The sequence below is a fragment of the Mesorhizobium sp. P2_E6 genome, assembly GCF_056403835.1.
In genome coordinates, this window is sequence record NZ_JBFUEQ010000018.1 from 1 (window position 1) to 14080 (window position 14080).

Sequence of the window (14080 nt, forward strand, 5' to 3'; positions counted from 1 at the left end):
GATGCATTGGCATCCGGCACCGCCTTCAGCGCCAGCGCCATTGCCTTGATCACCATGTCGTTGACCGACAGCTTGTAGGCCGGCACGTCACCCTTTTCGGTCTTCTTGATCGGCGCTGCCGCATTGATCTGCGTGCGCAATGCCAAGAGCGCGTCGAGTTCGCAGTCGAGTGTCAGGTAGAAATGCGGGATGGTGGTCTTGGCCTCGACCAGGCGGCGCGCGATGGTCTTGCGCATATTGTCATGCGGGACGAGTTCGTAGGAGCCTTGCTCGAACAGTTTCAGCACCTGCTCGTCCGACATCGCCTTCACCGGGGCGGCAGCAGCAGCCGGAGCCGCCGGTGCCCCTGCGGGCGCTGCCTTGGCGGCAGGTTTGATGCCGCCACCGGCAATCGCCGCATCGACATCGGCTTTCACCACGCGGCCATGCGGGCCGGTGCCGGTCACGGCAGACACATCGACCCCGGCTTCCCTGGCGATGCGGCGCGCGAGCGGCGATGCAAAGGTGCGCTCGCCAGCGGCATGGCCGTTGGCGGCCGGAGCCGCTACTGCCTTGGATGCGGGCGCAGGCTCGGCCTTTGGCGCCTCAGCCTTTGGTGCTTCCGCCTTCGGAGCCTCCGTTTTCGGCGCTTCCGCTTTCGCTGGCGCAGCAGGGCCACCGCTGTTCGCGGCGGCGCCGGCGTCTTCGCCTTCGGCAGCGAGCACGGCGATCAGCGCATTGACCTTGACGCCCTCGGTGCCGGCAGGAACGACGAGCTTCGCAACCGTGCCCTCGTCGACAGCCTCGACTTCCATCGTTGCCTTGTCGGTCTCGATCTCAGCAATGACATCGCCGGGCGAAACCTTGTCGCCCTCCTTGACCAGCCACTTTGACAGATTGCCCTCTTCCATCGTGGGCGACAGGGCCGGCATGGTGATGTTGATTGGCATTTTGTCCTCCCGCCCGGTTCAGCGATACGTGACGGCTTTGACCGCCTCGATGACCTCGCCGACATTCGGCAACGCCAGCTTTTCGAGGTTCGCCGCATACGGCATCGGCACGTCTTTGCCGGCAATGGTGATGACCGGGGCGTCAAGGAAATCGAAGGCACGCTGCGACACCTGGTTGGCGATGTGATCGCCGACCGAGCTCTGCGGATATCCCTCTTCCACGACGATCAGCCGGTTGGTCTTCTTGACCGAGGCGACGACCGTGTCGAGGTCGAGCGGGCGGATGGTCCTGAGGTCGATGATCTCGGCGTCGATGCCCATGCCGCGCAACTCGGCTTCAGCCTTGACCGCATAGGTCATGCCGATGCCGAAGGAGACGATGGTGACGTCCTTGCCGGTCTTGTGGATGCGCGCCTTGCCGATCGGCAGCACGAAATCATCCAGCTTCGGCACGTCGAAGGAATGACCGTAGAGGATTTCGTTCTCGAGGAAGATAACCGGGTTAGGATCGCGGATCGCCGCCTTGAGCAGGCCCTTGGCATCGGCAGCGGTGTAGGGCATCACGACCTTGAGGCCGGGAATGTGGCTGTACCAGGCGGCATAGCACTGCGAATGCTGGGCTGCGACGCGAGCGGCGGCGCCGTTCGGTCCACGGAACACGATCGGCGCGCCCATCTGGCCGCCCGACATATAGAGCGTCTTGGCAGCCGAGTTGATGATCTGGTCGATCGCCTGCATGGCGAAGTTGAAGGTCATGAACTCGACGATCGGCTTCAAACCGGCCATCGCCGCGCCGACGCCGACGCCGGCAAAGCCATGCTCGGTGATCGGCGTGTCGACGACGCGCCGCGGCCCGAACTCCTGCAGCAGTCCCTGCGTGATCTTGTAGGCGCCCTGGTATTCGGCAACTTCCTCGCCCATGACGAAGACATCGCCGTCGCGGCGCATTTCCTCGGCCATCGCATCACGCAGCGCTTCGCGCACCGTGGTCGAGACCATTTCCGTCCCGGCCGGAATATCCGGATCGGCGGCGATTTCCGTCCTCGGGGCGGCTGCGACCGGTGCTGAGGCCTCGCTTTTGGCTGCCGCCGGCGCAGGCGCCGCTGTTTCAGCCTTCGGGGGTTCTTCGCCGATGCCTTCGCCGGCCTTGTCGACATCTTCGCCGTCAACCGCGAGTACGGCGATCACTGCATTGACCTTGACGCCTTCGGTGCCGGCAGGAACCACGATCTTGGCAAGCGTGCCTTCATCGACGGCTTCGACTTCCATCGTCGCCTTGTCGGTTTCGATCTCGGCGATGACGTCACCGGCGACGACCTTGTCGCCCTCGTTCTTCAACCACTTGGAAAGATTGCCCTCTTCCATGGTCGGCGAGAGAGCGGGCATGAGAATTTCGATCGGCATGTCCTTGCCCTCCCGTTACAATACGATATCGGTCCAGAGCTCGGACGGATCCGGCTCCGCGTCGTTCTGGGCAAATTCGGCGGCATCCGCGACGACATCGCGAACCTCCTTGTCGACGGTCTTCAGTTCGTCCTCGGTCGCCCATTTCTTCTCGATCAGCCGCGCCTTGACCTGCTCGATCGGGTCATGCTCGGAGCGCATCTTCTGCACTTCTTCCTTGGATCGGTACTTCGCCGGGTCGGACATCGAGTGGCCGCGATAGCGATAGGTCTGCATTTCGAGGATCAGCGGGCCGTTGCCGGCACGGCACCATTCGGTGGCCAGATCGCCCGCAGCCTTGACGGCGCGGACATCCATGCCGTCGACCTGCAGCCCGGGAATCTTGAACGAGGCGCCGCGATGCGAAAAGTCCGTCTCCGCCGACGAGCGCGAGACAGAAGTGCCCATGGCATAGCGGTTGTTCTCGATGATGTAGATAACCGGCAGCTTCCACAGCGAGGCCATGTTGAAGCTTTCATAGACCTGGCCCTGGTTGGCCGCACCATCGCCGAAATAGGTCAGCGACACATTGTTGTTGTCGCGGTAGCGATTGGCGAAGGCCAGACCAGTGCCGAGCGACACCTGCGCGCCGACGATGCCGTGGCCGCCGTAGAAATGCTTCTCCTTGGAGAACATGTGCATGGAGCCGCCCTTGCCCCTGGACAGGCCGCCACGACGTCCGGTCAGCTCAGCCATGACGCCACGCGGTGAAAGCTCCATCGCCAGCATGTGGCCGTGGTCGCGATAGGCGGTGATCATCTGGTCGCCCTGGATCAGCGCCATCTTCATGCCGGTGACGACCGCTTCCTGGCCGATATAGAGGTGGCAGAAACCACCGATGAAGCCCATGCCGTAAAGCTGGCCGGCCTTTTCCTCGAAACGGCGGATAAGCAGCATGTGCCGATAGGCGGCAAGCTCTTCATCCTTGGTGAATTCTGCAGGCTTGGGGGCCGAAAGCCCCATCTTGCCGTCGGATTTGGATTTGGCAGGCGCTTTTCTGGCTGCGGTGGCCATGCATCACTCCCTGTTGGCGTCTCTTTGCGGACATTAGGGCAGGATCAAATCCGCCCTGGGGAGATCAGCTCCTCCCCACCGATTTTGGAGAGGCTAACACGCGCTAGAGCGTTATGCCATGCCGAAATTGCATAGCTCACATGCGTCTAAGCGATTAAAATCATTGAAAATATTGGCTATTAACTGAAAACCGGTTACTTCACCGAGACCGGCAACATGATGGTGATTTCGTCAGCCTGGGACAGATTGAGCGCCTTGCGCGCCTGCTCGTCGAGCATGTCCTTCTCGATCGACCCTTCATGCATGAGCCGAACGCGCCGTTCGAGCTCCATCCGGCGCGCCTTAATCGCGTCGAGCTGACCTTGCAGCGCAACCGTCTGGGCTTCCAGCTGATATTTCGAGTTGATGCCGAATTCGCCGTGGTAGGCATGAAAGCCGAAATAGGCGAGGAACGCCACGCAGAGCGAGGGAATGATCAGCCGGCCGGTGTTTCTCTGCTTGTGCTGACGCGTCCACATATCCAAATCCTCGCGGCCGCGAACTCCTACGGCTCCCCATCTTTTTCGCCCGATTGTGCTTAACGGACGGTTACGGATGACCGGCTGCTCGAGACCCGAAATGAAAAAGGGCGGGAATGCTCCCGCCCTTTCATCGATATCCCATGCCTGGGTGTTTCCGGATCAGCCCTTGACCACCGACTTGCCGGCGTAGCTCGCCTGCTTGCCGAGCTCTTCCTCGATGCGGATCAGCTGGTTGTACTTGGCCATGCGGTCCGAGCGCGACAGCGAGCCGGTCTTGATCTGTCCGCAATTGGTGGCAACGGCGAGATCGGCTATGGTCGAATCCTCGGTTTCGCCCGAGCGGTGCGACATGACGGCGGTGTAGCCGGCCTTGTGCGCGGTTTCGACGGCGTCGAGCGTTTCCGTCAACGAACCGATCTGGTTGACCTTGACCAGGATCGAATTGGCGACGCCCATGCGGATGCCGTCACGCAGCCGTGCCGTGTTGGTGACGAACAGGTCGTCGCCGACCAGCTGGGTCTTCTTCCCGATCAAGTCGGTCAGATACTTCCAGCCTTCCCAGTCGTCCTCGGCAAGGCCGTCCTCGATCGAGATGATCGGATAGTCGGCTGCGAGCTTGGCCAGGTATTTGGCCTGGGCCTTGGGATCGCGGGTCTTCTTCTCGCCCTCGTAGACGTAGTTGCCGTCCTTGAAGAACTCGGTGGCCGCGCAGTCCAGGCCGAGCGCGATCTCTTCGCCGGGCTTGAAGCCGGCTTTCTCGATCGATTCCATGATGAAGTCGAGCGCCACAGGCGCGCTCTTCAGGTTCGGGGCAAAGCCGCCCTCATCGCCGACATTGGTGTTGTGGCCGGCATCCTTCAGCTTCTTGCGCAGCGTGTGGAAGATCTCCGAACCCCAGCGAACACCCTCGCGCAGTGTCGGCGCGCCGATCGGCAGGATCATGAATTCCTGGAAGTCGATCGGGTTGTCGGCATGGGCGCCGCCATTGATGATGTTCATCATCGGCACTGGCAGGACATGCGCCTTGGTGCCGCCGACATAACGGTAGAGCGGCAGGCCGGCGGCATCGGCTGCGGCTTTGGCCACGGCCAGCGAGACGCCGAGGATGGCGTTGGCGCCGAGCCGGCTCTTGTTGGGGGTGCCATCGAGCTCGATCATGGTCTGGTCGATGTGGATCTGATTTTCGGCTTCCATGCCGCCGATAGCCTCGAACAGCTCGCCGTTCACCGCTTCGACAGCCTTGAGCACGCCCTTGCCGAGATAGCGGGCGCCGCCGTCGCGCAGTTCGACGGCCTCGTGGGCACCGGTCGAGGCGCCCGACGGCACCGCAGCGCGGCCCATCGAGCCATCTTCGAGAACGACATCGACCTCGACGGTCGGATTTCCACGGCTGTCCAGGATTTCACGCCCGACAATGTCGATGATGGCGGTCATTGCGATGTCCTCGATTGATCTGAAGAAGGGTCGCGCACGTCTTAGCCAAAGTGCCGCAAAAGGCAATCGGCCCGGTCGCAATTATTGCCGTGGCGTCAGCCTAAAGCGCGTCGCGCCTGAACGGATTCAGGCGCCGCATGCCGTTCTCTCAAAACCGGGGACTACTTTGTGGCGATATGCATCAGGCGGTTCACGAAGCGCAAATCGCTGTCATCATAAGTCATGTGCGGCGGATGTACTTCCGGCTATGGTGCGGGTGCGCGGGGCGAAACAGGAGGAGTTTCGCCATGTCCCAGTTGAGTGGTATCGTGAGTCTGTTCCTGATCGCGGCGGCGTTTCTGACGTCGTGCGACAATCAGCAATCGCCACCCAAGGCAGCAGGGCCGCTACCGGCCTTGCATGTCAGCGAATAGGCGCACATCGAATCCAAAAGGCCCCGTCTGAACGGGGCCTTTTGTTTCCGGGCGTCAATGCCAGTAAGGCGTGACCTTGTAATAATCATAGGACGCGTCGCGCGCCGTCTCGCCATCCGCGCCGGCCAGTTCGTTGATCGAATAAGCGGGTGCGGCCTTCAGCTGTTCCTTGGAGAACGGAACGACATAGCCCCCCTTGTCCTCGTCATAGTCGAGGCTGGCCCACGGAATGGCGTGGTACTTCTCGCCGATGCCGAGAAAACCGCCGAAACCTATCACCGCGAACATGATGCCGTTCGAGGTCTTATCGAGCATGATGTCCTCGATGCTGCCGATGCTCCTACCCTCGGTGTTGTAGACGGACGTGCCGATGACGCGCGAAGCGGCAATGGCTTCGGTGTGGCCTGTCTGGGTTGTCATGATGTGCTCCTCATTGTCGTTGATCCATGCTTTGACAATGAGGGGCGCGGGCGAAAGTTCCCGACTTTTTCGGCGGCAGCCGGTTACTCCGCGAGGATGAAGGTGACCTTCATGTTGACGCGATAGGCAGCGATCTTGCCGTCCTCGACGACGATCTTCTGGTCCTGGATCCAGGCGCCTTCGACGTTCTTCAAGGTCTTTGCGGCACGCGCAATCCCCTTCTCGATGGCGTCCTGAAAGCTCTTCTTCGACGATGAGGTGATTTCGGTGACGCGGGCGACAGACATGGCTTCCTCCTGCCAAAACGCTCATTTGCGAGGCGAGCGTACAGCCGGCTTATGTCTTCCACAAGCGCCGGGCCATGGGGCCATTGTCAGTTGCCGACGCTGGAACGTCCGTGGGACGCTTCAGTGACCCTTGGCGATACGATCGAACGCCATCAGTCTTTCCAGCAGTGCCGGCATATCCTTCAGCGGCACCATATTCGGGCCATCGGAAGAGGTCGAATTGTCCGGATCCTGATGGGTCTCGATGAACACGCCGGCCACACCAACGGCGACAGCCGCCCGGGCCAGCGTCTCGACAAAGCGGCGCTCGCCGCCAGAGGAGCCGCCCTGCCCGCCTGGCTGCTGAACCGAATGCGTGGCGTCGAAGATCACCGGCGCTCCGATCTCGGCCATGATAGGCAGAGCGCGCATGTCGGACACCAGCGTGTTGTAGCCGAACGACGCGCCGCGCTCCGTGGTCAAGACATTGGCGTTGCCGGAACCGGTGATCTTGGCAACCACGTTCTTCATGTCCCAGGGAGCCAGGAACTGCCCCTTCTTCACGTTGATCACCTTGCCGGTCCTCGCAGCGGCGACCAGCATGTCGGTCTGGCGCGACAGGAAGGCCGGAATCTGCAGGACATCGACATGCGGCGCGACGATCGCGCACTGCTCCTCGGTGTGGACATCGGTCAGCACCGGCAGCGAAAATTCCTTGCGCAGTTCGTCGAAGACGGGAAGTGCCGCTTCCATGCCCGCACCGCGCGTCGCCGACAGCGAGGTGCGGTTGGCCTTGTCGTAGCTGGTCTTGTAGACGAGGCCTATTCCAAGCTTGCCGGTCAGTTCCTTCAACGCGCCGGCCATGTCGAAGGCATGCTGGCGCGATTCAAACTGGCAAGGACCAGCGATCAGCGACAAGGCCGCGTTGTTGTCGAAGACGACATTGCCGACGGTTACCGACGAATTGGGCGCCAGGGGCTTGCTCATTGGATCTCCCGGAAGATGAAAGCCGCGCCCTGTCCGGATGCCGGCTGCACGACAATATCATTGCCCGCTATATCGTGTTTGACGGAGTTGGCTGCAAGCAGCCTCGAGGTGATATCGGCGCTGGGAACCGAAAAGACCACGGCGGCGAAGCGTAGGTCCGTCGGCGCGCCGGCAGGCAAGCCAAAGCGTGCGGTGAAAGACGTCGGGGCAAGCACACTCAAGGTTGCGTTCGGCAAGTGAAACGCGCCGCCTTGCCCGCTGGCGGCCGGATCGTCCACCGCCAAGGAGATCAGCCGGCGCTGCTCGGCGGGCCGGTCGCTGACCGCCACGATCTCGACAATTCCCGTGGCGCCGTTGGCGTGCGCCTGCAAGGCTGTCCGATCCACGTTCGGCGCGTTGACCCGTTCGCAGGCAAACAGGAAAGCATCCGTAGCGTTGCTATCGGATGCAAAGGCGAGCTTGAACGATGCAATGTCGCTTTTACCCGCCGTGTCGGTGAACGCGCGCGAAAAGCTCAGCATGTCTCCCGCGGAGATGCCGGCTTCGACATAGCGTGCCTGGTCGGCATCTGCGTTGCTGGTCCCCAGGACCACTGCGGAAAACCCCTCGTCACCGTGCCTGTTGCGATAGATACGGTCGCGCGCGACGAAAACATTGCCCTCGGCAATGGCCGCCGTCGCGGCCTGTTCGTCGCCGACCGCGAGCGGCTCGAGATAGGTGCCGTCGGTGAGGAAAACACAACAGTTTTCGGTCCCGAAGGGATGAATGCCGGTCGGGGCAACCACGAAGCCAAGCGCGGTGAGCCGGGCTCGTGCCACATTGAGGTTCTGTGTCGGCAGCACCAGATGATCGAGCGGATGAGTGCCGGCGGCTGTTGTTCGGTTCATGCAGGCGCGATGTGCATCATTCCGCAAACCGGTTCAAGTCTCAATCAGGCACCGGCCACGACATCGGCGGAATAACGCAGCTCGCGCAATGGTTTGACCTTGCTGGTTGTCTGCCCATAGAGCGGGTGCGCCTTGTAGGCGGCCAACGCCGCGTCATCGGCGAACTCGGCATAGACGACCACATCGATCTCGTCCGACAGCGGGTCGACCTTTGTGTTGATGGTCACCTCGAAGAGGCTGGAATGGGGAATGTTGCCGAGCGCCTGCAGGCCGGTGCGAACGGCCTCCACATCCTCTTTGCGCCGCGCGCTGAAGAAAACGATATGCCGGATCAACGCCGCCTCCTCGATCGAAAGCGCGTCGGGCGACGCGCTTCACGTCTTTGTCTTTATGCATGTCGTTGCCCAAGACCGGGGCCACTTTTGGACGACATGCATTAAGTGCCGGGGTCTTTTGTGACGACAGGACGGCCGCGTCAATCGACAAGGATGTCGCGGCAGCGCCTCATGCGGATGGGCGCTAGGTTTTGCCGGTGATGGATCGCACGACGTGCGTGACACCCCTTACCGCCGTGTCGAGATACCGGCCCTGATTGTAGAGGCCGTCCCAGATCAGGAAAAAGGCGATGGCGGCAATGACGATCACATAACGCATGGCTAAAACTATCGCACAAGCACGGTTACAACCATAGGCGTTTTAGGCGTGTTCGGCCTTTGCTGTTTAAAAGCCGGATCCACGACTGCGAGTGCCTCCACTTGGCACAGCCTGGCTTGCAGCCTGCCTCTTGATGTTCCCCCTCATGACGTGGAAGATTATCGCAGGGATTCACTGGGCAGCGCTGAAGCTCTGGCTAAAGGGCACGCGCTTTCGTTCGATCAACTGCCGGGATCAGGCAATGGCGTTCGAACCCGGCGAATGAACCGCGAGAACCGAGGCTCGGCAATTTGCGCCGACACCGCGGAAGCGCAGGGGCGTGAGATGACAAACAAGGAACATCATGGTCTGGCGTTGAGCGAAGCGGTCAGGCTGGACGAATTCAATTTCGCCGAGATCGTCAAGGGTTTGCCGGCGAAGGCGCGCATGGTGCTGTCGGCGGCCATGAACCTGCCGCGCGGATCGCTGAAGGTCAGGATGCCGGACGGACGCGCCGTCCTGGTCGGCGGCAAGGGACCGGGCCCGGACGCCGAACTGGTGCTCAAGAACTGGCGCTTGCCCGGCCGTGCCTTTTCCGGCGGCACGATCGGCCTTGCCGAATCCTACATGGACGGCGATTGGGAAAGCCCTGACGTCACCAGCTTCCTGGAGCTGTTCGTGGTCAATTCGGCCATCGGCGAACGCGTTGCTGGTGGCGCCAGCTGGCTCATCAACACCGTCCAGCGCATCCGGCACTGGTTCAACGAGAACACGCGCACCGGCTCGAAGCGCAACATTTCGGCGCATTACGATCTTGGCAACGCCTTCTACAAGGAATGGCTCGATCCGAGCATGACCTATTCCTCGGCCCTCTATGCCAACGGCGCCAACGACCTCGAAAGCGCCCAGGCCGCCAAATATCGCGCACTGGCCAAGGATACGGGGATCGGTCCGAAGGATCACGTACTGGAGATCGGCTGCGGCTGGGGCGGCTTCGCCGAATTCGCGGCACGCGAGATCGGCTGCCGTGTGACCGGGCTGACGATCAGCCGCGAGCAGCACGACTTCGCCAAGGCGCGCCTCGCCAAGGCCGGGCTTGCCGACAAGGTCGACATCAAGCTGCAGGACTATCGCGACGAAACCGGCACCTACGACCGCATCGCCTCGATAGAGATGTTCGAGGCGGTCGGCGAGAAGTACTGGCCGGTGTTCTTCGGCAAGATGAAAGCCTGCCTGAGGCCTGGCGGCACTGCGGGCCTGCAGATCATCACCATCAACGAAGCCGCCTACGACACGTATCGCGCAAGGCCGGATTTCATCCAGCGCTATGTTTTTCCGGGTGGCATGCTGCCGACGCCGTCGATCCTGAAGGCACTCGGCAACGATCACGGCCTTGCCCATCTGCGCGAGCGCGTGTTTCCGGACGACTATGCGCGCACGCTCGCCGAATGGCGCCAGCGGTTCTGGGCGTCATGGGAAAAGATCGTCCCGCTCGGCTTCGACGACCGCTTCAAGAAGCTCTGGGAATTCTACCTGCATTATTGCGAGGCCGGCTTCCGCGCCAGCTATATCGACGTGCGCCAGGTGGTCTACAAGGCATAGGTCCACGCTGCCGTACCGGCGCGGACCTATGCCGACGGTCAGAGAAGGATTCGGTATTTCGCAAATCCCGCTTCGCCCTCTCCTACCGGCTCGATCTTCAGCGACTTCACCTCGGCAATGAAATCCTTGGCCTTGGCGCCGGTCTCGAACACGACGCTGGTTCCAGGCAGCGGCGCGAACGACCAGTTGCCGTCCGCCGACGGATTGATCGTGCCCTCGCTGACGATGTAGCGAACGATCACGTCGCGATTGGTGTCCGGCGCCTCGTAGATGATCTTCGAGGCATTGATGTCGGGGAAATTGCCGCCACCGCCGGCCCGGTAGTTGTTGGTCGCAACGACGAATTTCTGTTTGGGATCAATTGGCTTGCCGTCAAACATCAAGTCGACGATGCGATTGGCGCCGGCGTTCGCCAGTCCCCCCTTGGCATCGTATTTCGGCGGCTGCGACAGGTCTATCTTGTAGGTCACGCCGTCGATGACGTCGAAATTGTAGGACGGGAAGTCGGTGTTGATGAGGGCCTGGTCGGCCTTGCCCGGTTCGATCCGGTTGAAGATGCCGGCCGACATTTCCAGCCATTCCTTGACCTGCGCGCCGGTGATTTCCACGGCTCGCACGGTGTTCGGGTAGAGGTAGAGATCGGCGACGTTTTTGATGGCGATGTCGCCTGCCGGCACGTCTGTATAGTAGTCGGCGCCGCTGCGTCCACCGGCCTTGAAGGGTGCGGCGGCCGACAGCAGCGGCACGTCCTTCCATTGCGTGTTCTTGAGAATATCCTTCAGGTACCAGGTCTGCGCCTGGCTGACGACCTGCACCGACGGATCGTCGGCGACTAGCGCGAAATAGGAATACAGCGGCGCCGAGGTCTTGCCGACGGGACGGCGCACATAGGCCAGAGTTGCCTGGTGGTCCTGTTCGAGTGCCGCGATGATGCGCTTGTCGTCGGGGACGATCGACTTGGCCTTGTTGTCGACGCGTTCGAAGATCGGCCGCGCCTCGGAGGTGGCGGAAACGACCTTCCAGTTCGACCCGTCGCGCTCCAGCATCAGGTCGATCAGCCCCATATGCGAGCCCCAGAAGCCGCCCATCACGGCCGGCTTGCCCTGCAGCGTGCCTTTTTGCGTGTCGACGCCGTCCAGCGACTGGAAGTCCTTCTTGCCGGGAAAGACCAGATGCTGGTGGCCGGTGAATACCGCATCGATGCCGTCGACACCGGCGACGAAGAACGACGCATTCTCCATCATGTCGCCCTGCTTCACGTCGATGCCGGAATGTGAGAGCGCAATCACGATGTCGGCGCCTTCCTCCTTAATCTGTGGCACCCAGGCGTTGGCCGCCTCGACGATGTCGCGTGTCTTGACGTTGCCCTCCAGATTCTTGAGATCCCAGACCATGATCTGCGGCGGCACGAAGCCGATGATGCCGATCCTGATCGGCTGCTCGGCGCCTGACCCGTCCCTGATCTTCTTGTCGAGGATGACATAGGGCTTGAGATAAAGCTTGTCGTCACGCGGGTTCGCAGCAAGCTCGGTGCCGCGGATCAAATTGGCGCAGACAAAGGGGAAATTGGCGCCAGCCAGCACCTTGTCCATGAACGACAGGCCGTAATTGAACTCGTGGTTGCCCAGCGTCGAGCATTCGTAGCCGAGCAGGTTCATGGCCTTCATGATCGGATGCAGGTCGCCATCCTTCATGCCCCTCTCATAGGCGATGTAGTCGCCCATCGGATTGCCCTGCAGCAGGTCGCCATTGTCGATCAGCATCGAATTGACGGCTTCCTTGCGCACTGCGTCGATCAGGGAAGCCGTGCGCGACAGGCCCATCGTGTCGTTCGCTTTGTCGGCGTAGTAATCGTAAGGCAGCACGTTCACATGGATGTCGGTGGTTTCCATGATCCGAAGATGGGCCTGGTTGGCCTGGGCGCGGGCGGAGAACGGATGCAGCATGATCAACGCTCCTGCGGCGGCGGCACCGCCAAGGAGATCGCGGCGGGAGACGGGATGGAGCAGTCGAGACATGTTTTCTCCTTCGACGACGTGACAAGCCCTGCCCCGAAGCGAACTTTGCGCTGAAACCCATCCGAGTCCATTCAAGAAATTGCGCGCATCGGAACGCCACTCGATCAGCAACAGATGACGTGCGGATGAACGGGTCTGGGGAGAAGAAATCAGCCCTTGTCGTCGTCGCCCTGGGTGATCAGCCGCGCGCTGCGCTGGCCCGTCGCGTAGATCCATAGCCAGCTCAGTGAAACCGCAAGCCGGTTGCGAAAGCCGATCAGGAAATAGATGTGGGCTATGCCCCACAGCCACCATGCCGCCCAGCCGGTCAGCTTGATCCAGCCGAAATCAATCACGGCGGCGCGCTTGCCGATCGTGGCGAGGTCGCCGTCATGCCTGTAGCGGAACGGCCGTGGGCCGGTGTCGCCGGCAAGCCGCGCCTTCAGCGTGGCGGCGACATGGCGGCCCTGCTGCTTGGCGGCCGGAGCCACGCCGGGAACGGGCCGCCCGTCCGGCCGCAGCACATGCGCGGCATCGCCGACGACGAAAATCTCCGGGCTGCCCGGCACGCTCAAGTCAGGCTCGACGAGCACCCTGCCCGCCCGGTCCGCCGCCGCGCCTAGCCATTCGGCGGCCGGCGAGGCGGCAACGCCCGCTGCCCACAGGATTGTGCCTGCCGACAAGTGCCTGTCGCCGAAGACTACGCCCTCTGCGTCGCACCGTGTAACAGCCCGGCCGAGTTCGATTGTCACACCGAGCCGCTCGAGCGCCTTCACCGCGTAGTTGGAAAGCCTCGGTGCAAAATTGGCCAGAATACGATCGCCGGCCTCGATGAGCACGACACGCGTTTGTCGTGTATCGATGTTGCGGAATTCACCGCGCAGCGTGTCATGCGCCAGTTCGACGATGGTGCCGGCAAGCTCGACGCCGGTCGGCCCGCCACCGACGATCGCAATGGTCAGCAGCGCCTCGCGCTTGACGGGATCGGCCTCCCGCTCGGCCTGCTCGAAGGCCAGCAGAATGCGCCGCCGAACCGTGGTGGCATCCTCCAGCGTCTTCAGGCCGGGCGCGAAAGGTTCCCATTCATCGTGGCCGAAATAGGCGTGGCGCGCGCCGGTGGCGAGCAGCAGCGTGTCATAGGCGACCGCACTGCCATCATCGAGCAGCACGCGCTTGCCGGCGCGATCGACGCCGACGACATTGGCAAGCAGCGTCGTCACATCCTTGCGCTTGCGCAGGAGGTGGCGGACCGGCCATGCAATTTCGGACGTCGCCAGCGCCGTGGTCGCCACCTGGTAGAGCAGCGGCTGGAAGAGGTGATGATTACGCTTGTCGATCATGGTGATGCGGACCGGCGCACCGCCAAGCGCTCGGGTGAATTCGAGACCGCCGAAACCTGCGCCGACAACAACGACATGATGGCTGGCGTGGTTCATCTCATTCACCGCTAACGGGCAAGATTGCCTAGGCTAGATGTAGGTACTTTTGTGCATCGCAGCAACGCGGGGGAGGTGCCTGAGACTCGTCGTTCTAT

The 14080-nt window shown here is 61.9% G+C and carries 16 protein-coding genes; 3 read left to right on the plus strand and 13 right to left on the minus strand.

All coding sequences use genetic code 11. The features are described 5' to 3' along the window. From AC1D08_RS31440 to eno, 5 genes are all read right to left on the minus strand, one after another. Nucleotides 1-929, minus strand: a 929-nt coding sequence (locus tag AC1D08_RS31440) for a biotin/lipoyl-containing protein (RefSeq protein WP_477424984.1), incomplete at its 3' end; no start/stop codon positions are given. An 18-nt stretch (nt 930-947) separates the two neighbouring features. Further along, nucleotides 948-2333, minus strand: coding sequence for a pyruvate dehydrogenase complex E1 component subunit beta (locus AC1D08_RS31445; RefSeq protein WP_457155030.1), 1386 nt, complete (start codon nt 2331-2333; stop codon nt 948-950). Nucleotides 2334-2348: 15 nt separating this feature from the next. Further along, nucleotides 2349-3386, minus strand: a complete 1038-nt coding sequence (gene pdhA / locus AC1D08_RS31450) for a pyruvate dehydrogenase (acetyl-transferring) E1 component subunit alpha (protein ID WP_477227108.1) — start codon at nt 3384-3386, stop codon at nt 2349-2351. A 194-nt stretch (nt 3387-3580) separates the two neighbouring features. Beyond that, the gene (locus AC1D08_RS31455) at nt 3581-3904 is read right to left on the minus strand and encodes an FtsB family cell division protein (protein ID WP_477424986.1); all 324 of its coding nucleotides are present in this window, start codon (nt 3902-3904) and stop codon (nt 3581-3583) included. Nucleotides 3905-4066: 162 nt separating this feature from the next. After that, a complete protein-coding gene (gene eno / locus AC1D08_RS31460; protein ID WP_184874324.1) occupies nt 4067-5341 on the minus strand; it encodes a phosphopyruvate hydratase in 1275 nt (424 codons plus the stop codon). A gap of 287 nt (nt 5342-5628) precedes the next feature. Here eno and AC1D08_RS31465 point away from each other — a divergent pair, with 287 nt between their 5' ends. After that, nucleotides 5629-5754, plus strand: coding sequence for a hypothetical protein (locus AC1D08_RS31465; protein ID WP_095091814.1), 126 nt, complete (start codon nt 5629-5631; stop codon nt 5752-5754). 54 nt (nt 5755-5808) lie between these two features. On the opposite strand, the gene AC1D08_RS31470 is transcribed toward AC1D08_RS31465, so the two are convergent. From AC1D08_RS31470 to AC1D08_RS31495, 6 genes are all read right to left on the minus strand, one after another. Continuing rightward, complete coding sequence (locus AC1D08_RS31470) at nt 5809-6174, minus strand: PRC-barrel domain-containing protein (protein ID WP_095091630.1); 366 nt, start codon at nt 6172-6174, stop codon at nt 5809-5811. Between the two features lie 83 nt (nt 6175-6257). Then, a complete protein-coding gene (locus tag AC1D08_RS31475; RefSeq protein WP_019858016.1) occupies nt 6258-6461 on the minus strand; it encodes a dodecin family protein in 204 nt (67 codons plus the stop codon). Between the two features lie 120 nt (nt 6462-6581). Beyond that, the gene (gene kdsA, locus AC1D08_RS31480) at nt 6582-7427 is read right to left on the minus strand and encodes a 3-deoxy-8-phosphooctulonate synthase (RefSeq protein WP_457153995.1); all 846 of its coding nucleotides are present in this window, start codon (nt 7425-7427) and stop codon (nt 6582-6584) included. After that, entirely contained in the window at nt 7424-8314 is an 891-nt protein-coding gene (locus tag AC1D08_RS31485; RefSeq protein ID WP_457153996.1) for a VOC family protein, read from the minus strand. Before AC1D08_RS31485 ends, kdsA begins: the two co-directional genes overlap by 4 nt. 44 nt (nt 8315-8358) lie before the next feature. Next, nucleotides 8359-8649 carry a Dabb family protein gene (locus tag AC1D08_RS31490; protein ID WP_457153997.1) on the minus strand — a complete coding sequence of 97 codons (291 nt, stop codon included), beginning with the start codon at nt 8647-8649 and terminating at the stop codon, nt 8359-8361. A gap of 184 nt (nt 8650-8833) precedes the next feature. Next, on the minus strand, nt 8834-8968 hold the full coding sequence (locus AC1D08_RS31495) for a hypothetical protein (RefSeq protein ID WP_457153998.1): 135 nt from the start codon (nt 8966-8968) through the stop codon (nt 8834-8836). Nucleotides 8969-9059: 91 nt separating this feature from the next. Between AC1D08_RS31495 and AC1D08_RS31500 the strand changes: the two genes are divergently transcribed. Beyond that, nucleotides 9060-9233: a DUF1365 family protein gene (locus tag AC1D08_RS31500; RefSeq protein WP_457153999.1), complete on the plus strand. Its 174-nt coding sequence runs from the start codon at nt 9060-9062 to the stop codon at nt 9231-9233. A gap of 59 nt (nt 9234-9292) precedes the next feature. After that, complete coding sequence (locus tag AC1D08_RS31505) at nt 9293-10549, plus strand: class I SAM-dependent methyltransferase (protein ID WP_477424988.1); 1257 nt, start codon at nt 9293-9295, stop codon at nt 10547-10549. Between the two features lie 38 nt (nt 10550-10587). Here AC1D08_RS31505 and AC1D08_RS31510 read toward each other — a convergent pair whose 3' ends face one another. Both AC1D08_RS31510 and AC1D08_RS31515 read right to left on the minus strand, forming a co-directional pair. Next, a complete protein-coding gene (locus AC1D08_RS31510) occupies nt 10588-12567 on the minus strand; it encodes a bifunctional 2',3'-cyclic-nucleotide 2'-phosphodiesterase/3'-nucleotidase (RefSeq protein WP_477227104.1) in 1980 nt (659 codons plus the stop codon). Nucleotides 12568-12716: 149 nt separating this feature from the next. Further along, nucleotides 12717-13982, minus strand: coding sequence for an NAD(P)/FAD-dependent oxidoreductase (locus AC1D08_RS31515; protein ID WP_457154488.1), 1266 nt, complete (start codon nt 13980-13982; stop codon nt 12717-12719). Nucleotides 13983-14080 lie beyond the last annotated feature (98 nt).